This is a genomic window from Sphingobacterium detergens (genome assembly GCF_003610355.1).
GTDB lineage: Bacteria > Bacteroidota > Bacteroidia > Sphingobacteriales > Sphingobacteriaceae > Sphingobacterium > Sphingobacterium detergens.
On the sequence record NZ_RAPY01000004.1, the window covers coordinates 296,832 to 317,211 of the forward strand.

Here is a 20,380-nt window from a genome sequence, read left to right on the forward strand (position 1 = left end):
GTTAACACCATCTTTGCCAGTAAATCCCTATTAACAGGTACTTTATATGGTTTTAACAGGGGGGTAATAGGGTTTTAACCCTGCTATACCCCTGTTAACCCCCTGTTATACCCCTGCTAATCCCCTATTAATACCTAAGTTGGTGTTAATCAATAGTTAATTTGTGCCCCAGCCGCTAAGCAAACAAATAAAAGCTGTCTAAAAAATAACGTAAGTCCCTGATAAGTGGGGTAAGTCTACTTTAAAGCAGCTTAAAATCCTTCTCCTTTACATCGCGACTATTAGGTCCAATGTAAACTTTGAAATCTCCCGGTTCGGCTACATAGTTCAGATTGTTATCAAAGAATTTGAGGTCTTTTACTCGAATCTCAAACTTAATAGTCTTCGTTTCACCTTTCTTTAAAAATATTTTTTGAAAACCTCTTAACTCTTTGACCGGACGGGTGACCGAACCGACCAAATCCTGGATATATAATTGAACAGTTTCTTCGGCATCATAATGACCTGTATTGCTAATAGTAATACGCGCTTGAATATTACTACTGCTGTCCAATGTGTTTTTATCTAGATGAATCTCACCATAGGTAAAGCTCGTGTAGCTCAATCCATAACCGAAAGGGTAGAGCGGGGAGTTGCTTACATCTAAATAATTCGATTTAAATTTTTCAAAATCCCCGGAATTACCATAAGGTCTTCCGGTGTTTTTGTGTGCATAATAGATCGGAATCTGTCCAACATTACGCGGAAAAGTTGCTGTAATCTTTCCCGAAGGGACAACATCTCCAAACAATACGTCCGCAACAGCCTTTCCAGTTTCTGAGCCTCCAAACCAAACATTTAATATGGCTGGAACATGTGCATCTTCCCAGGTAAGAGTAAGCGGTCTGCCTGTAAATAATACAAGAACAACTGGTTTCCCGGTTGATAACAATGCTTTTAAAAGGTTTTGTTGATTGGCGGGAATATCCAATTCGGAGCGGCTTGAGCTTTCACCTGACATTTCAGAGGATTCTCCAAGTGCCGCAACAACGACATCCGATTGTTGCGCGACTTTCACTGCTTCTGCAATAATTTCATCTTCTTTTCGGGGATCTCTAGTTATCGTACGACCAAACATTGTCGCATGCTTTTGGTAGGTAGGATCTTCCAATAAGTTACTTCCCAGATGCGTGAGGATATTTACTTTGTCTCCCAATACTGCTTTCATTCCTTCTACCAAAGATGCTGTTTTCTCCAATTCTGCACTCACACTCCAGGTCCCCGGCATATTGGCCCCTGAGTTGGCCAGGGGGCCAATCACAGCGATCGTACCTGATTTTTTTAATGGGAGCATCTGATTTTCATTTTTTAATAAAACAAATGATTTCGCTGCAATTTCTCTTGCTTTAGCATGATTGGCTGCAGAACCGATTATTGTTTTCGCACGCTGCTCATTGCAATAACGGTAAGGATCTTCGAATAATCCCAGTTTATACTTCGCTTCCAGTACAAACCGGCAAGCTCTATCAATATCAGTGAGTTTAACTTTACCTTCATCAAGTGATTTTTTTAAAGTTGTGAGAAAACCTTCGCCCACCATATCCATGTCAACTCCGGCATTTAAGCTTAAAGCCGAAACTTGTTGCAGATCTCCAAGTCCATGTGCTGTGAGTTCGTTAACAGCGGTATAGTCGGTTACAACCAGACCTTTAAAGCCCCATTGTTTGCGTAATACATCGGTCATCAACCATTTATTGGCCGAAGCAGGGACCCCATTAATGTCGTTGAAAGAGGTCATAATACTCCCAGCTCCGGCATCTATGGCCGCTTTGTAGGGTGGTAGATATTCATTGTACATACGATGGAGACTCATATCTGTGCTATTATAATCTCGGCCACCTTCTGCCGCACCGTATAACGCAAAATGTTTGACACAAGCCATCATAGTGTTGTGTGCAGCTAGATTATCGCCTTGAAAACCATGAACGATAGCCTCAGCAACTTTTGAACTTAGGTAAGTATCTTCACCCGCACCTTCGGAAATACGTCCCCATCTTGGATCTCTTGAAATATCTACCATTGGCGAAAAAGCCCAGTTAATACCATCAGCTGTAGCTTCTTCGGCAGCAATACGGGCAGACTGCTGAATTAACCCCATGTCCCATGTCGCTGCAAGCCCCAAGGGAATAGGGAAAACAGTGCGATAGCCATGTATTACATCCATACCGAAGATAATGGGAATCTTAAGTCTAGACTGTTTGATTGCAATTTCTTGGGTTTTGCGAATCTTGGTTGGTGTACTCATACTGAAGATACCACCAATCTGACCATTTCTGATTTTGGCTTCCACATCCGTGGAAACCGTAGTTCCCGTTGTCGCCTCACCGCCGGTGACTAGATTTAGCTGCCCGATCTTTTCTTCGATGGTCATTTTGGCCATAAGTCGGTCAATAAACTGATCCATTTTTTGATTCGACTGTGCTGGACTGGCATGCCAAGCTAAAAATGCAAGGAGGAATGTTCCTACTACTTTTTTCATGGTATTAATTTCTTTTATATGTGTACGGACTCTTGCTATGAGTGTGCTCAGCAGATCCGAATTTGTCGATGATTGAAGTTTCAATAGATAACGATTGCATTGTATATCTATATTATTTGCAGTTCATCTTCATCTATTTTTGTTATTTATAAAACAGGCTTGATAATTAGTTCAAGCTTGTTATTGACGATTTTATATTTTCGTGGATGGAACCATTTTCAACGTGTGACGGATTAAAAATGATTCCGGAATTTGCCACTACTTTAAATAAGGACTTGTAAAACCAAGTTTTTTCAATCCTTGCTGAATCTCTGGTGCTTGCATGAACAAGTCCCAGATTTTTCCTGTTCTATAGTTCTCGATCATGACAATGATCGGTCCTTGATCGATCGCTAGGTAGCGTTGCGGAAACCAATTGGCAGTTTCACTATAGGCGTCATAATAGCCATATTTACCCCAAACTTTGGGCCCCAGTTGTCTATTCAGATATTGTGCAAATTGAATACTTTCATGCGGCGAATAGGGCATAGAAGATAATGCTGCTGTGGGAGAGATTACTCCTGGGTCATTGTCCGGATGATGTGCATCGTATCCCTTGATAGAATAACTAGCTGTCCAGCCCCAACCTTTGTCTACACCATAACCTTTATAACCTTTTGGATTTTGCTGTGCATAAGCCAAGTTTATTTTGACATGATTGCGTGTCGCTTCCCAATAATCAGCATACTGATCTTTAAGTCCTTTCGGACTTAAACCCAAATAAGAATAATGTTCCCAAAATAAAGGGCCTACTTCGCCTTCTTTGGCATTGTGTTTAAGTACTAATGGGATATCATATTTTTTAGCGTTGCTTTTTATCCCTCCAGATCTAGCCCATCCTTCATGGTATACACTTGGTGCGATAGGGTGAGAGGGGGAAGAGGCAGCTAAAACATAAGTGATTAGGCATTCATCGTAGCCCTTGATCGGATGGTTCTGCTGAAAATTAAATTTTGGACTCCAATGCCAATAAAGCACATTTTGTCCATTTGTATAATGATTCCAGTCTATTTCTTTCCAAAGCTTATCGGCCTTTTGTGCGACTACTTTGGCGGCATCGCTTTTATCTTTCAAATACTCACGTACAGTGATAAGGCCTTGTGCTAAAAAGGCGGTTTCAACAATATCTCCGCCATTATCTTTTTCGCTGAAAGGTTTGGCTGTCCCTAATTCTCCGTCATACCAATGCGCCCATGCACCACGAAATCGCTCTATTTTGGCCAAATAGTCCATAATATGATTGAGCTTTTGCGTACCTTGATCCGCTGTGATAAATCCACGTTCCATGGCGACGATCATCCCCATTAGACCAAAACCACTTCCACCGATAGTTACGACGTTACGATCATTCTCGGGATAAACACCATCCATATGAATGCGTTCTCGGGCTAGCCCCGATGTTGGCTCGGCACCTTCCCAAAAATATTGAAAGGTTTGTTGCTGAATATTCGTCAATAGGGAGTCTTCATTTACTTTATTTTGACCTATAGAATCTTTTGTGGGCGGATCCCCGGATCCGTTGGTAGAGGTATTTTGGCATGAACTGCTGAGAAGAAGGGCCAAAGCAATACCAGTAAGGCTCGGATATGCTATTCGTTTTCTCATGGATAAAATATTTTTTAAGAGTCTTGAAAAATGTCCAAACGACTTGCAGGTCGTTTGGACGGAGCTATGTTTGTGTGTATTACCAACCTGGATTTTGGGGCATTTCTGGCGTTTGTATACGCTGATTTTCTGGAATTGGAAAGAGCAACATTTTATCTTGGAATGTTTTTCCATTTCCGGTCATCGCAGCCTTGGCTTGTTTTGTCCGTACTAAATCAAACCAACGATCGTGCTCAAAAGCCAGTTCAAGGCGCCTTTCTTTCCAGATCAATTGACGGAGCTGAGCCTGATCCGTTGTCGTTATTTTTGGTAGCTTGACACGGGTACGGATAATATTTAGTGCATCTAGCGCCTCGTTGCTATTACCTAATTCATTGGCTGCTTCGGCGAGGATGAGGTAAATCTCGCCTAAGCGAAGATAGCGGACGTTTTTGTCCGTGTGTTCAGCACCACCATTTGCCGAAGAATAGGCTTTTTCATTATACATCGGATTTTCGACGCCACTATCAATCAACCGGCCATCGTAAAGCGTTTCACCTCTAAAAATAATGGTTGCATCACGACGGATATCATCCTTTTCAGCATTAAAAGCATCCAACAGATTCTGGCTAGGGATATTGAAACCCCAACCTAGAGCGACTGCACCACCACGAGGAGCCTGTACCTGGCTATATTGTTTAATGCCATGGGCAATGGAACTTCCCCGCGCCTGCCACTCAAAAAGCGATTCGGGACCATTCTCACCTTCCAGTCTCCAGATTTTAGCATAATCAGACTCAAGACCATATCCACCGGAGTTGATGACAGTTTTTGCTAGGTCGGCAGCTTGCTGCCACTTGCTTTGATACAAATAAACTTTTGATAATAGACCCTGGGCAGCCCCTTTTGTCGCCCTCCCTAGATCCTTGGCTGCATACGCAGATTTAATAGGAAGGTTGTCAATCGCAAACTGTAGATCGGCTTCAATATGAGCATATACTTCGGCTGCCGGCTCCCTTTTGATATAATCGCGCTCTTGGATAGGGACATCCCCCCAGCCACGGACCAAATAGAAATAATTGAGTGCCCGAAGAAATCTGGCCTCTCCGATAAGCCTGTTTTTATAGGCCTCGTCGGTTAAACCATAACTTTCTGTATACTCAATTGCACGGGTAGCGCGACCGATAGATTTATACCAGCGTGCCCACATCGATTGAAATGAACCCGCTGTAGAAGTGTACGTAAGATTATCCAATAATAATTTGTCGCCACCTGAATCCGTTGCAGAGCTCCCTTTGTCTGCATTATCCGAAATCATTTCGGTTATGCCTAAAAAAGAGAAGGCATAATCCCAATCCGTAAACATGCCATAGACACCGTTCACAAATTGTTCGGGGGTATAGACCGTCCCGCTATCTTCTGCCTCAACATTTTCTTTTGAAGGAACATCTAAAAATTTGCTGTCTTTGCAGGAATGTAATGTCAAACCTGCACTGAGTACGATCGCTATATAGAGTTTATTAATTTTCATGGTGTTGTAATTTTAAAGATTAAAATTGCATGTTAAGTCCGAAAAGGAAATTGCGCGTGGTTGGATAAGCCGAAAGTTCGATACCTGAAGTTAGGTTTGGACTACCGTCACCCGCCAATTCTGGAGAGAAACCGCTATAGTTGGTAAACATAAATGGATTCTGAGCCGTTACATATAGTCGCAATTTTGATTTTGAGCTATATAGTTTATCAAAAGTATAGCCAACGGTGATGTTGTTGATACGGAAGTAACTGCCTGATTCTAAGAAATAACTTGACGCCCAAATCGCCCGTTCAGCACCGGGATGCACATTGGTTGAGCCTGGTCCTGTCCAACGGTTTTCAAAGGTCGACAGTGCAATATTTTCTCCACCATCGGTACGTGTACTTTTCATCCCGTTATAAATTTTATTTCCTCCGACACCATATCCTGAGATATTGAAATCAATAGCTTTGTAATTGATACCCAGATTAATGCCGTATGTTGAACTTGGTATAAAGGAACCGAAGAATTTCTTATCTCTGGTATCAATTACACCATCAGCATTTTGGTCCTTATATTTTAAGTAACCGGGTTTAGCTGGTCCAAAAGAGGGGTTATTGGCGATATCATTTGCATCCTGAAAAACACCGATGGATTCAAACATCCACCAACCGTAAATTGGCTGTCCGACGCGCAGCTGTTTTGTAATTTCACCATTGTTCAAACTTCCACCAGTAGCACCGTCATAAGTATGGACAACATCTGTTACTTTGTTGCTGTTATAGGAATAGTTGACACCCACGGAATAGCTAAAATCTGGCGATATACTTTTGTTCCAATTTAATGCAACTTCAACTCCTTGATTTAATACCTTGGCGCCATGCGCGTAATAGTTTTTTTCATCTGGTGAAGAATAGATTGGGGTGACGTCCAGAATGGTATTGGTATTCTTTTTATGATAATAATCGACTGATCCAGATAGATTATTAAATAAAGTGAAGTCGATTCCGGCACCTGTTTCCTTGGTAACCTCCCAGCTTAAGTCAACTGGAGGTGTTCCTTTTGCGCTACCATATACCATATTCTGTTCGGGACCAAAAACATAATTGTAATTGGAACTTTCTGGACTTGAGAAAATATTATACGCATTTAAAGGAATATTCTGGTTACCTAAATGTCCATAGTTTGCTCTGACTTTTAAGAAGTTGATCCAACTGATGTCTTTCATGAATTGTTCGTTGGATGCAGTCCAGCCAAAACCAAAGGATGGAAATGTTCCCCAATATTTACCTGTATTACGAAACACACTTGAGGCATCTCTTCGAACTGTAGCTGTTAAATAATAACGACTATCATAGTTGTATTGTACCCGTCCAAAATAAGACGCTAAGGCTCTAGGTGTATAGTATGTCTGCAATGAAACGATGTCATAACCATCTGATTTTCCTTTTGCTAAATTGATATTCCAATACTGTTCTTGTTCTGGAACATTATAGCCCATTTGGCTGTTCATACTGTTGATATCGTATTTTTCACGAGACATCCCCACCACAGCTTCGATATTGTGCTTATCAAATGTCTTGTTAAATGTTAGAAAGTTTTCCCATGACCATCTAAACTGTTCAAGATTTTCATATTTCAAACTATTATCAGCATAACTGGTATTCCCCGGCCTACTACCTTTTTCTTTATAGAATTCACTTTCAGCTCGTAAGGGATTTGCATTGAGCCAACGATCTTTAATGTCAGTGAAGATTCGTTGCTTTGAGTAGAATTTGTTTGCCCCAATGCGTGAATTTATTTTTAAATAGTCTGTAATTTTAAATTCACCTTCGAAGCTCCCCTGAAGTCGTAACGTATTTGTTCGTTCATTTTGTCTGAGAACCTCATAAACGGGGTTGCCAATTGTATTTAAATTTCCTATGGTTTGTCCAGTTGTTCCATCTATACCAACTATTCCGGTATTTTGGTTCACGCGTCCAATCCCATAACGACCATTGGAATACATTAAAGGAACTAATGGCGACTGTTTATATGCTGTTGTAAAAGCGCTATTTGGCTTTGGTGTAGCATTTGTCAAGGTTAAATTAAGATTTTGCGAAAATTTCAGCCTATTGTTTAAAAATTTATAAACATTGTTGTTACGGATCGTATTCCGGACATATTTGGAGCCATCAAGGATACCGTTTTCGGTAAAGTTATTTGCTGAAACAAAATAATCGACCTTTTCTGTACCACCAGCGATGTTTACAGCATTGTTAAACACCGTTCCGGTTTTGATCAATTCGTCATACCAATCAGTGTTATTAGGCTGATTTTCTTTTATTTCCCAATTGGTTATTCCAAGAGATTGCAAATTTTCATTAAAGTACGTTCTGAATTGATCCCCATTGGCCATTTTTACACGATTGAGAATTTTCTTCATTCCAGCATAACTTTCGTAATTGATGCTAACAGTACCCGCTTTACCCTTTTTTGTGGTTACGATAATGACACCATTTGCTGCTCTCAGACCATAGATAGATGCTGAGGATGCATCTTTCAACACATCCATAGATTCAATATCCGAAGGGTTGATGTTATTAATGTCGTCCTGTGCGATACCATCCACAACATATAAGGGATTTCGTCCTGACAGGGCTGTTCCCAGACCTCTAATGATGACATTGGGTGATGAGCCTGGGGCTTCATTGGCAACGATATTTAAACCCGCCGCTTTACCCTGAATGGACTGCATCGCTGACATCGCCGGTTGTTTGGCAATATCCGACGATTTTAACGAGCTAATTGATCCGGTGAGGTCAGTTTTTTTCTGTGTACCATAACCGATGACGACAACCTCTTCCAAGGCCTTATTTTCGTTCTCTAGAAAAACATTAAGTTGTGTTTGGTTTCCGATGGATACCGTTTGCGTGCGGTAGCCTAGAAAATTGAAAACTAAGGAGTCGGTAGGAGAGGCGTTAATCTGAAATTTACCCGTTGCGTCGGTTTTGGTAGATGCTGCTTTCCCCTTGATACTAATGGTGACCCCAGGCATGGTTGTCATGCTGGAACCATCTTTGACCACTCCCTGTATAGAAGTTTGTCCATAGGCAACTGAGACGACCATGGATGTCAAAAATAATGCGGATAGATTCCTCATATCGTAAAATTTTGGTGTTTGTTTAAAAATTCAATTGGTTATTCCCTCAGCAAATATGTTGATGTAGTACAAGTTTGCCAAAATTTAACGTTTGCACATCACTACTACAGTGAATTTATACTTTCTCAATGTAGTTTTTGTTTAGTTTTAATGTATTGTTATTGAGTTGTTTAATGTTTGTTTTTGTGTAAAAAAAAGAGCGCTTTAGTGTTGTTTTTACACTAAAGCGCTTGTGTGGTAATGATGTAGTCTATGTAGCGAAATTTTAACGTTCCAACAGAAATTCGGACAGGTTTTTGTCAGTTGGTATACCCAATTTTTTGCGCAATCGATAACGTCTGATCTCTACACCTCGTGTACTGATGTTGAGTAGCGAAGCAATCTCTTTACTGGACATATTGAGCCGTAAATAAGCACATAGTTTTAAATCATTGGGAACAAGATCCGGAAACTCCTGCTTTAATTTTTTAAAGAAATTCTCATGTGATTCATTAAAACTTTTCTCAAAAATATGCCAGTCACGATCGTCGTTATGCGCGTCTTCAATTAGCTTATTTATTTTTTTCAATTCGTCGGAACTGAGCTTGTTTCCTTCTGCATCTTTGAGCTGTTTGAGTTCATCATGTAGATTATTCAACATTTCATTTTTATAAACGATATTGAGCGCAGCATTGGCCAGCTCCTTGTTCTTTAAGCTGAGCTGAGCTTCCAACTGTTGGTTCTTTAATTTAATCCATTCCTTCTCCTGTTGTTCGGCATCTCTTTCCAATGCAATTTTCTTTTCTTCCAGCCATTTTCGCTTTGCTTGAAACTGTCTCTTTCTTTCTCGTTGAAGATTGAAATTATAAATAAGATAGATCAATCCGGTAACCATCAAGATATAGCAGATTTTTGCCCACCATGATAGGTACCAAGGATATTTAATTGTAAAAGATATTGTCTGTATTTCCGAAGTCAAGCCGGTATTGGTTCTAGCTCTTATCTTAATTTCAAAATGTCCATAAGGTAGGTTTGTGAAATCTTGATAAGCTGTTTCACTCCAGTCCGACCATTTATCTGAATAACCTTCTAAGTAATACTGATATTGTAAGGGGGAAGAAGAGTAATAGGGGCTTGAGAAACTCACCCTGAGGTTATTCTCGGATGAAGCCAACCTAAGATCTCCATTTGGTATGATTGTTTCTCCAGTTGTGAGATTGGTCAATTGCGCAATCTGGGGCGGAGGCAATACGTATTTATGATCTTGACCTGAATTCCGATAAATCGCAAAACCATCGTCTAACCCGATGAGATAATAATGATTTTCGATCGGTAGGATGTTTTCATAATTACTCATCATGCGATCTTGCAAGGGACTGAGTAAATTGGAATCTATTTTAAGCTTTCCTTTGCTATCAAAATCTACTTTAGCGATTTTTGTTTTCTGGATAAACCAATAGCTGTTGGTATTGATCGGGAAGACCTTATTAGCATTTTTATAACTTCCTAAGGCATTATTTAATTCGCTTGCATAACTAAAGCGTTTGACGATATTATCAAACTGCATGAATCCACTGTCAGTAGCAAAAACAAGATTGTTTTCTAATGTGTAGATGCCTGTAAATCTTCTTTTGGAAGCAAGACTATCTTGCTTCGATGTAAATTGAATTTGTGCTTGTTGAAAGTTTGGGTCAAGACCGATCAGCTGCACTTGTCCCCAATCTCCGATCCAGAATGAATGATTGTCTTTTTGGGCGAGGAATCGAACGGGTTCCTTAATCGAGGAAAATTGCTGTGCAAATCGAAGCTGCATATCATCAAATACGAACTTTGATAGTCCTGTATAATTCCCCTGAAGAATATTCTTTGTACCGAATATAGGTTTGAATACCCAACCGCCCGTAATTTTGGAAATCTTTTCCAATTTACCGTCAACCAGTTTAAAGGTTCCTTCGTTATGGCCGCAAATCAGTTCCGCACCAAATATGGCCAATGTCCAGACCTGACCATTTGAATTGGGAACCTGAACGAAATCTAAGGAGTTGTAATTGTTTAGCCCCTTCCATTCACTGACAAATAAGCCCTTATTTGTCCCTAAGTAAATTTTCCCCTGATAGATGATTGATGTATATACCGTACCGATTTTGCCTACAAAATCAGTATAAAAAGACAAAGAAGAGTTGATTTCAATCCGGTCAATCCCATTGTCCAGCCCTACCCAGATATTCTGTTGTTTATCTTTTGCGATGCTGAGTACAGTATTGTTCTGTAGTCCGTTATTTTTATTGATATGTTGAACTACTTCTCCATTTTTATTGATAATAATGACACCATTTTGAATGGTTCCAAACGCATACTGCCCGCCGAATAAATAAATTCCATTATTGATTTGGGATTGACTTAGTATTGGATTAGCGGGAATTGACCAAGGCCTGATATTTCCGCTGGAATCCATAAGATAGAGCCCGTGATGGGCGGTTGCGATAAGAGAATTATTTTTATCAAATGGTAATATTGCCAGTACATTTTTGTCTTTCAGGATCTCCTTACCTGATACAGGGACCAATTTGTCCGCTTTGAATTCATGAAGACCACTCGGAAGCTGTTCAAAAAACAGTTGATCGTTGAGCTGATGCGGAAATAAAAAAGGCTCACCTTTAGCCGTAAGTGGTCTAATTGTATTATTCTCCCATATATAGGCCTTGGAGAAAGTATGAAAGAATACACGATGATCCTCAACGATAATTTTCCATATTTCTTCGTTTGGAAAATAAGTCTTGTCTTTGACCAGTCTGGAAAGGCTATGATAGCTCATGTCCCCAAATGCCTTTGATGTCCAATAGCCAAATTCCCCTCGTCCACCGGTGTATACTCTTCCAGCTTTATCAACAGCTACACTGCGGACAGTCGAGTGGTTGGGGAGTGGGTATATGCGCCAGTATTGTCCATCAAACCGCAATAAGCCCTCTGTATTGGCACTGTAGATTCGCCCTTCATGATCAATAGCCAAAGACCAATTTTGGTTTCCTGCCTTGTATTGGCTTTTCTTGTATTGCTTTACAAAAGGTGTGCCCGTAGGTATGATTGTCTGACAATAGCCAGTATTCATATAAAGAACAAAAAAAGCACAAAACCAAAAGATATAGGCTATGCTATATTTTCTCGAGACCATCTAACACCTCACTTTAAATTAATTTGAAAAGCAATATATAGATTTTATCGCAAAAGGGAGAATGCCTACGGCAGATGAATGTCATTATAGACATTCAAGCTTATTTTTTTGACTAAAAAGTCGAAATCGTTTTCGCATTTTTAATAGCCCAATTCATTGAAGGCTACTCGTTTTTTAATTACCTTGGAAACAAATAACCAAACAAAACACGACTATGACTTGATCAAATCTTTAAAAATTAGATTTGGATTCAAACGAATTGCTCAAGGAGTGAATCCATCAATTTAAAACTAAACCCAAAAACACTAAACAGTAAAATTATGAAATCAAAGCTTTTCAGAAGAGGGCCCTGTGCGCTTATTCCCTTTGCTTCCATGGCAATATTTTTGTCACCGGGACTATCATTGGGGGTAACTAAAGGCGATGACAGAGGTATCTATCATCAAATTAATCAAGAAGAATCGGAAATCAGAGGTAAGGTTGTTAACAAAGATAATTCCCCCTTGCAGGGAGTTTCTATAAGTGTAAAGGGAGCCCCTGGCCGGAGTACACAGACTAACGATAAAGGTGAGTTTATGTTGAAGGTACCTGCGAATGCAACATTAACTTTTTCTTCCATTGGTTACGCTGGGCAAGAGGTCAAACTTGCTGTAAATCAAAAGACAGTACAGCTCACCTTACAATCGAACGAGTCACTTATGGATGAGGTCGTCGTTGTGGGCTATGGAACACAACGAAAAAGTGATTTAACAGGTTCCGTGTCTTCCATTAACGCGAATCAAATTAATGCATTCCCCTTGGCAGGTACTGCACAAGCTTTACAGGGAAGAGCGCCTGGGGTCTCAGTGACCAGCACAAATGGAGAGCCCGGTAAAGCTCCTCGCGTACGGATTAGGGGCGGTAGTTCTATCAATGCGAGTAGTGATCCATTGTATGTGGTTGATGGCTTTCCTGGTAGTTCGGCCCCCGCTCCCGAAGATGTCGAATCTATCGAGGTGTTAAAAGACGCTTCTGCAACAGCTATTTATGGCTCCCGAGGTGCCAATGGAGTGATCATGATAACAACGAAAAAGGGACGTTCGGGCAAACCTATTATTGAATTAAATAATTCCTTTGCTTCACAGAAAGTAGGGAAGCGCCTTTCGCTATTAAATGCGTCGGAATTTGCCTCCTATATTAACGATACCTATAAGAATGCTGGGAACAATAATCTACCATTTAAAGATCCGGGGTCCCTGGGTGAAGGAACCGATTGGCAGGACCTTATTTTTAGAAATGGAAACCAGTTGAATAATCAAGTGTCCGTGTCGGGAGGCAGTGACAATATCAGATATTATACTTCCGTCAGTCATTTTGGACAAAAGGGAACTGTGATCAACTCGGATTTTAGAAGACTTTCCGGGACTTCAAATTTAGAGATGAAGGTTTCTGATCGCATCAAAATCGGAACAAGACTACTGTTTAATCGCAATAAATTAAACGGTGTAAGAACACAGGAAGGAAGTAGCGGAACGACAGGTGCGGGTGTGATCTCCGCAGCCTTGCGTTTTGAACCTACACAGGGAGTTTACGATGACGAAGGAAAATACACCTTGAAGCAGTTCGGTGACCCGCATGACAATCCGGTGGCTGCTGCGATGGAAAGGAAAAACGAAGTGATTACAGATCTGTTTCAGGGGAATGGATTTGTGGAGTTGGGGATCCTCAAAAATCTGATCTTTCGCAGCACCTTCGGTGTACAGGTCAGCAATCAACGTACAGGTAATTATGTCTCAAAAGAACTTGTCGAAGGAAGAAATTTCGGTGGAGTTGGATCGATCGCGGCACATAAAAATACCAATTTGATCAATGAAAACTTCCTGACCTATACGCAAACCATTCACGAAGACCATAATCTGAATGCGATGGCTGGTTATTCCTATCAGAGTTCTAGAAATGAAACCTGGCAGGCCAATAATCGAAATTTCATTTCAGACAGCTTTAGCTATTGGAATCTAGGTGCTGGTTCCAATTATCAAAATGCATCTTCGAATCTTGAAGACTGGGTAATGTCTTCATTTTATGGACGTTTAAACTACAATTACAAAAATCGTTACTTTATTACTGCTACAGGTAGGTATGATGGCTCCTCGAAGTTTGGTGACAACAATAAATGGGCTTTCTTTCCTTCTGGGGCGCTTGCCTGGAACCTGAGTCAGGAGCCGTTTATGAAATCGATCGATTGGCTGAGCAATTTAAAATTGCGAACAAGTTATGGCGAAACCGGAAACTCGGAAATTGGTTCCTACCAATCCTTGGCTAGATTTTCACCTACCTTGACAACAATGGGCGGAAGTCCAGTTAACGCAGTGCGCCCCACAAATGTCGCCAACCCGAATCTGACTTGGGAAACGACTAAACAGACAGATGCCGGATTGGATATCGGTATTCTAAAGAGCCGAATCAACCTATCAGTAGACTATTATTACAAAAAAACGATCAATCTCTTGTATCAGGTGCCACTGCCGCTCTATTCAGGTTTTACTACGGCGCTCCAAAATGTGGGAAGTGTACAAAACAAAGGTTGGGAATTTGGTTTGCAGACAACCAATCTCAACAGTGCCTTTGGATGGAAAACAGATTTTAACATCAGTTTCAATCGCAACAAGATTTTGCAGCTTCCTGGAGGCGAGATTCGATATAATACGATCCCTGGTCACATGCTTTCAACGGATTCGCAGTTGCTACGCGAAGGAGAGGTACTCGGCGCATTTTTTGGATGGGTGACAGATGGAATTTATCAGCAGGGCGACGATTTTAGTGCACAACCAAATAAGAAACCTGGAGATATTCGCTATAAGGATTTATTTGGGCGCGATAAAAATAATCAATTGATCGCCGGTGCTAATGGTGTTGTCAATGCTGACGATCGTACGATTATAGGCAATCCAAATCCTGATTTCACCTTCGGTTTTAACAATGATTTTAAGTATAAGAATTTTGATCTGAATATTTTTATGCAAGGAAGTTATGGCAATGATATGTTGAACATCACACGAATGGAACTCGATTGGATGGCCGGAAAAGGAAATGCGACAAAGGATGCACTACGACGCTGGACACCCGAAAATACCAATACTGACGTACCAAGGGCAAGCTCAACCAACAATCCCGAAGTTTCCTCGCGCTGGGTGGAAGATGGCTCTTACCTTCGGTTAAAGAATCTTGCTCTTGGCTATAATTTTTCAGAAAAATCACTCGAGAAAATTCATCTAAAATATTTAAGAATATATGTCAGTGCACAAAATATATGGACATGGACCAACTACACGGGTTTTGATCCTGAAGTAAGCTATCAGGACTCTAACCGAAATGTCGGATTAGATTACATGGGCTACCCCAATATTAAATCGTATACCCTTGGCTTAAATATAAGGTTTTGACATTACTAAGAACCATCTAAGTACTATTGATGGTAGTTAAATGAAAAATAAATAATCTGGGTGCAGCAATTTTCAGCTAGATGCTCGAAATAGGCACCTGTTAATAATTCATGCTCATGAAAAAGATAACGATATATCGTATTATACTTACGACGCTGTGTTTTACCAGCTTGTTTTCCTGTACCAAACTGAACGAGGAACCGGTAAGTATTTTGGATCCTAAACAATATTTTAAGACGGAAGCGGATGCAGAAGCTTCCGTGATGGGGATTTACGGGCTTTTAGCCAATGCAGATTTTTATGGACGGCGATTGACCATGGTACTGCAATTGCTGGGTGATGACATTGATATTGCGGATATTGGTACGCAATCTAGTCGGATTCAGTTGAACAGTTTTACACATGATGCGAGCAATCAGGATCTACTCGCGGTATGGAAAACCGCTTATCTGGGTATTGGCGCTGCAAACGCCGCAATAGATGGTATTCCAGCCGTCACAATGAATGAGGCTAAAAAATCCGCCCTCATTGCCGAAGCGAGGTTACTTCGGGCGCTATATTACTATCACTTGGTTCAACTATTTGGGGATATCCCCTATATTGGGGAATTCGTCAGTGATCCAAGCAAGGTAATTGCTATCAGCAAAACTCCAGCAGCAAAGGTTTATGACAATATCATCGCAGATTGTGAATATGCGATAGTGAATTTGCCAGATACCTATGCCAATAACAACAAAGCAAGACCATCCAAAGGAGCCGCTCAGACTTTGTTGGCTTCGGTCTATATGGTCTTGAAAAAATGGGATGATGCCGCTAAGATGGCTGAGGCTGTGATCAATGATGCAAACAAATACCAGTATGCTCTGGTCAAAGATTATAATAGTCTATGGGATGCTGATCTTGGTTTTCAGACAGAGCATGTTTGGGTAGTTGATTTTCTAGGAGGAATTACCGGAGAAAATGCGTCCAACCAAGATTATACGGCGCCGATGACCGGTGTGCGGGACGCCGATATGTTGGGATGGAGTGTTATTGTACCATCAAATGGTGTATATGATAGCTTTTCTGATCAAGATTACAGAAAGAAAATTAGTTTTCTGACGGAAACACCGGTAAAAGGAGTGATGACACCCTATCAGAAGTGGAAATGGCCTCGTATACATACCGCAAAATGGTGTTTGCATCCGGGTACGAATGCTGGAGCGGATGGCTCTGACTCCGATATCAAACATGTTATCTTTCGCTATGCCGAAGTTCTTTTAATGGCAGCTGAAGCATTAAATGAAAGTAAAGGCGGACCAACGGAAAAGGCTTATAGCTATATAAATGCTGTTCGGGCTAGAGCAAGGTATACGCCACAGGGCGTACAGAATTATCCTGCCGACCTGGCAACGGGTATGTCGCAGACAGACTTTCGAAAAGCAGTGCAGGAAGAACGTCGTGTTGAATTAGCTTTTGAATGGAAAAGATGGTACGATATCAAACGTTGGGGACAAGTAGTAGATGCATTTACTAGGCAGGGAGCCTATGAAAGCCAACCAAAAGTAAAAGATTTTCATGCACTGACGCCTATTCCTCAGGATGAAATCGCACGTAATACAAATTTACTGCCTCAAAATCCAGGGTATTAGAACAGCAATATCAGACTTCTTTGGAGCTAAATGAAAGAAAATATCAACTTGTAAATAAGTTGATATTTTCTTTTTAAGAATAGATAACACCTTTTTTATACCATCGTCAAGAATGAAACAGCGATTGAAAATTTAATTTTCTTCAAAATCCGTTTAATTCTGCTGGAAATCAGGAAAAAAGACATTTTTTCCACCTATTCGAACGAAAAATCTCCCTCTAGAGACCGACTATTTTTGATATTTGGTTTCATTTATTGAGTTCACAATAACCACATAAACCAAGAGAACTATGATAACACCGATAACCAAAACGGTAGGGAAGGGTTTGCTTTTATTTTCGCTGATGAGTATGGCTGCACCAAATGTATTTGCACAGTCTCAGCTAAAAATATCCGGAAAAGTAACCTCACCTGCAGGCGAACCACTTGCAGGGGTGACAGTACAGATTAAAGGCGCAAAGAATGGAACCGTTACAGATGTATCCGGCAATTATCAGATTCTTGCCAAGGATATTGATGTATTGATTTTTTCACTTGTAGGTAGAGAAAAAACAGAAATAGCTGTTGATAAAAAAGATCATATCAATCTCGTACTACAAGAGTCAAGTAGCCTAATGGACGAAGTCGTCGTTGTAGGTTACGGAACACAGAAAAAGAGCAATTTGACTGGAGCCGTTGCTGCAGTAGACGGAAAAGTGCTGAATAAACGAATTGCGACTAATCCTACACAATTACTTCAAGGGCGTATGCCGGGACTTCGTGTGACACAAGGATCCGGAGAGGCAGGTAATGAAAATGTGAATTTACAAGTTCGGGGATTAGGATCTTATGGTGCTTCCTCCGCACCATTGGTCATTGTGGATGGGATTCCCGGTAGTTTGGAGAACCTGAATCCACAGGCGATTGAAAATATTACGGTATTAAAAGACGCCGCCTCAGCAGCAATCTATGGCGCAAGAGCAGCAAACGGTGTGATCCTTGTAACAACCAAACAGGGTAAATCCGGAAAAGCACAACTGAGCTACGATTACAATGTTGGAATAACAAAAGCTTCAGCATTACCTGATTTGGTCTATAATTCCGTAGATTATATGACCCTATATAATCAAGCTGCTAAAAATTCAGGCATCACCAATGCGAATTCGCTGTTCAGCCAGGAAATGATTGATGCATATAAAAATGCGACAGACAAAACGCTTTATCCTGACTTTAACTGGTTGGATGCCGTGTTTAAAACTGTACCCGTACAAACGCATAATTTAAGTTTAAGTGGTGGTGCTAATGGGACCAATTATAACGTCATCCTTGGTTATGTCGATCAGCCCGATATTATGATTGGTACGTCCTTTAAAAAGTATAATCTCCAATTGAACCTGAACTCGAAAATCAACGATAGAATAAGTTTTGGTTCGAGTATTACATTGAATTATCGTGATCGAAAATATCCGAGAAACGGAGCTGAAGATCAGTTCCTGTCCACAATAAGCCAGTCTCCGTTATATGGTCCTGTGCTTCCAGATGGAAGCGGCCGATATACTTCCCGAGCTTACCCATTTCAGTCACCCAATAAAAACCCGGTTGCGGTTGCAGACAACGCATTGACTAGACTGAACAATTACTTTATGCAGGGCAATATCTTTGTGAATATAAAGCTATTGGAGGGTTTAGAATGGAAAACCAGCGGTGGTTTAACATATAGTTTTAACAAAAACTATACAAACAAACCAGTGATCAATCAGTATATGTGGCAGGCAAAACCAGATGCACTTCCTGCACGCCAATTGGATGTCGGAGGACAAGGATTGGAGGTGACTGATGATAACAATGTATATCCTGTCGGGTATACCCAACTGACTTACGACAAGTCAGTTGGAGACCATAATTTGAAAGTATTAGCCGGCACACAAGCAGAATATAACAAGACGCAAAAATTATTCGGTAGCAGATTACAATTCCCTAATAAAGACCTGCTTGAATTGGATGGTGGTGGTGCCGGACAACAGTCAAATAGTGGCGTGACTGATGAATGGTCTTTAAGATCTTATTACGGTCGGTTAAATTATGATTATAAAGGCAAATACCTGTTGGAGGGAAATGCCCGTTATGATGCTTCTTCACGTTTTCCCGAAAATCGAAAATGGGCCTTTTTCCCGTCTGTATCAGCAGGATGGAAGATCTCAGATGAAGCTTTTTTTGGCGAACGGCTTAAAGAGACAGTCAATGAAGTCAAACTCAGAGCTTCCATCGGAACCCTCGGGAATCAGAATATCGGAAACTATCCTTATCAAACTGTTTACAGCTCTGCTTTTGCCTATCCATTTGAAGAAACCCTACAACAGGGAGCACGTCAGGTTGCTATGGCAAATGAACGCATCAAGTGGGAAAGTACCAAAGTATTGGATTTTGGTATTGATCTTGGATTCTGGAATAATAAGTTGACAGCCTCTTTTGATTGGTACAATAAAGTGACCTCTGATATTCTGTCACCGTCGACAGCATTCCCTTCCTATATCGGTCTTACTGCACCGACGGTAAATTATGGAACCTTGCGTAATAGGGGGATCGAACTCGGACTTCAATACCGTGAAAAAATTGGGGAGGTATCCTTAACATTAAATGGTAATATCCAGGCCAATAGCAATAAGGTTATAAAATATGGCGCTGAACGTATTTCAGGCAATACAATTGTTCGGGAGGGGTTACCATATGGCAGTTTCTACTTACTGGAAAGTGTAGGAATATTTCGCTCGAAGGAAGAGATCGCAAGTTCGCCAAAACAACAAGTCCCAGCGCAACCTGGCTATTTGAAATTTGCGGATGTCGATGGCGATAACAAGGTGGACAATAATGACCGCGTTGTAGTACCTGGGGCATTTCCAGATTTTGATTATTCATTTAATGCTACCGCAGTATGGAAAAACTTTGATTTTACAGCATTTTTCTTTGGATCTCAAGGCCAAAAAATATTTGTTAGCGAATGGGGAATTGTTCCTTTTAGACAAGGTGGGACTTTCACGCGGGAATGGATGGACGCTTGGACACCGGAAAATCCAAATGCATCGTTGCCGATTGTAGGATTAGACAATTCACCAGCAGCAAATAATGTACGGACGGCCTCTACATTTTTCTTGAAAGATGGATCTTTCTTACGATTGAAAAATATTCAAATAGGTTACAGTATTCCACAGAATACATTATCAAAGGCAGGTATTTCGGGACTCCGTGTTTATTTTGCCGCGGATAATCTGGTTACTTTTTCGAAGTTCCCGGGTTTAGATCCTGAAAGAGGTGTATCGTCCAGTGGTGGGGCGACCTCAGGACGTTATGTAACCCATCCTCAAAATAAAGTTTTTGCATTTGGTGCAAATATCACCTTCTAAC

Annotated in this window: 8 protein-coding genes; 3 read left to right on the forward strand and 5 right to left on the reverse strand. The window is 40.7% G+C overall.

The features are described 5' to 3' along the window. Positions 1–241 precede the first annotated feature (241 nt). The 5 genes from bglX to DFQ12_RS19840 all read right to left on the reverse strand — a co-directional run bounded on the left by bglX (position 242) and on the right by DFQ12_RS19840 (position 11,884). Positions 242–2,518, reverse strand: a complete 2,277-nt coding sequence (gene bglX, locus DFQ12_RS19820; protein ID WP_120260783.1) for a beta-glucosidase BglX — start codon at positions 2,516–2,518, stop codon at positions 242–244. A gap of 258 nt (positions 2,519–2,776) precedes the next feature. Then, a complete protein-coding gene (locus DFQ12_RS19825; RefSeq protein WP_120260784.1) occupies positions 2,777–4,162 on the reverse strand; it encodes a glucoamylase family protein in 1,386 nt (461 codons plus the stop codon). Between the two features lie 79 nt (positions 4,163–4,241). Beyond that, complete coding sequence (locus tag DFQ12_RS19830; protein WP_120260785.1) at positions 4,242–5,672, reverse strand: RagB/SusD family nutrient uptake outer membrane protein; 1,431 nt, start codon at positions 5,670–5,672, stop codon at positions 4,242–4,244. A 19-nt stretch (positions 5,673–5,691) separates the two neighbouring features. Continuing rightward, positions 5,692–8,796 carry a SusC/RagA family TonB-linked outer membrane protein gene (locus DFQ12_RS19835; protein ID WP_120260786.1) on the reverse strand — a complete coding sequence of 1,035 codons (3,105 nt, stop codon included), beginning with the start codon at positions 8,794–8,796 and terminating at the stop codon, positions 5,692–5,694. A gap of 265 nt (positions 8,797–9,061) precedes the next feature. Further along, positions 9,062–11,884 carry a helix-turn-helix and ligand-binding sensor domain-containing protein gene (locus DFQ12_RS19840; protein ID WP_167457318.1) on the reverse strand — a complete coding sequence of 941 codons (2,823 nt, stop codon included), beginning with the start codon at positions 11,882–11,884 and terminating at the stop codon, positions 9,062–9,064. Positions 11,885–12,267: 383 nt separating this feature from the next. Between DFQ12_RS19840 and DFQ12_RS19845 the strand changes: the two genes are divergently transcribed. The 3 genes from DFQ12_RS19845 to DFQ12_RS19855 all read left to right on the forward strand — a co-directional run bounded on the left by DFQ12_RS19845 (position 12,268) and on the right by DFQ12_RS19855 (position 20,379). Then, a complete protein-coding gene (locus tag DFQ12_RS19845; protein ID WP_120260788.1) occupies positions 12,268–15,369 on the forward strand; it encodes a SusC/RagA family TonB-linked outer membrane protein in 3,102 nt (1,033 codons plus the stop codon). Positions 15,370–15,485: 116 nt separating this feature from the next. Beyond that, positions 15,486–17,000: a RagB/SusD family nutrient uptake outer membrane protein gene (locus DFQ12_RS19850; RefSeq protein WP_120261019.1), complete on the forward strand. Its 1,515-nt coding sequence runs from the start codon at positions 15,486–15,488 to the stop codon at positions 16,998–17,000. A 289-nt stretch (positions 17,001–17,289) separates the two neighbouring features. Next, positions 17,290–20,379 carry a SusC/RagA family TonB-linked outer membrane protein gene (locus DFQ12_RS19855; protein WP_244211797.1) on the forward strand — a complete coding sequence of 1,030 codons (3,090 nt, stop codon included), beginning with the start codon at positions 17,290–17,292 and terminating at the stop codon, positions 20,377–20,379. The last annotated feature ends 1 nt before the right edge of the window (position 20,380 follow it).

Coding starts and splice junctions, on each gene's coding strand:
- bglX (WP_120260783.1), bottom strand. CDS start 2,518: ATGAAAAAAGTAGTAGGAACATTCCTCCTTGCATTTTTAGCTTGGCAT.
- DFQ12_RS19825 (WP_120260784.1), bottom strand. CDS start 4,162: ATGAGAAAACGAATAGCATATCCGAGCCTTACTGGTATTGCTTTGGCC.
- DFQ12_RS19830 (WP_120260785.1), bottom strand. CDS start 5,672: ATGAAAATTAATAAACTCTATATAGCGATCGTACTCAGTGCAGGTTTG.
- DFQ12_RS19835 (WP_120260786.1), bottom strand. CDS start 8,796: ATGAGGAATCTATCCGCATTATTTTTGACATCCATGGTCGTCTCAGTT.
- DFQ12_RS19840 (WP_167457318.1), bottom strand. CDS start 11,884: ATGAATACTGGCTATTGTCAGACAATCATACCTACGGGCACACCTTTT.
- DFQ12_RS19845 (WP_120260788.1), top strand. CDS start 12,268: ATGAAATCAAAGCTTTTCAGAAGAGGGCCCTGTGCGCTTATTCCCTTT.
- DFQ12_RS19850 (WP_120261019.1), top strand. CDS start 15,486: ATGAAAAAGATAACGATATATCGTATTATACTTACGACGCTGTGTTTT.
- DFQ12_RS19855 (WP_244211797.1), top strand. CDS start 17,290: ATGATAACACCGATAACCAAAACGGTAGGGAAGGGTTTGCTTTTATTT.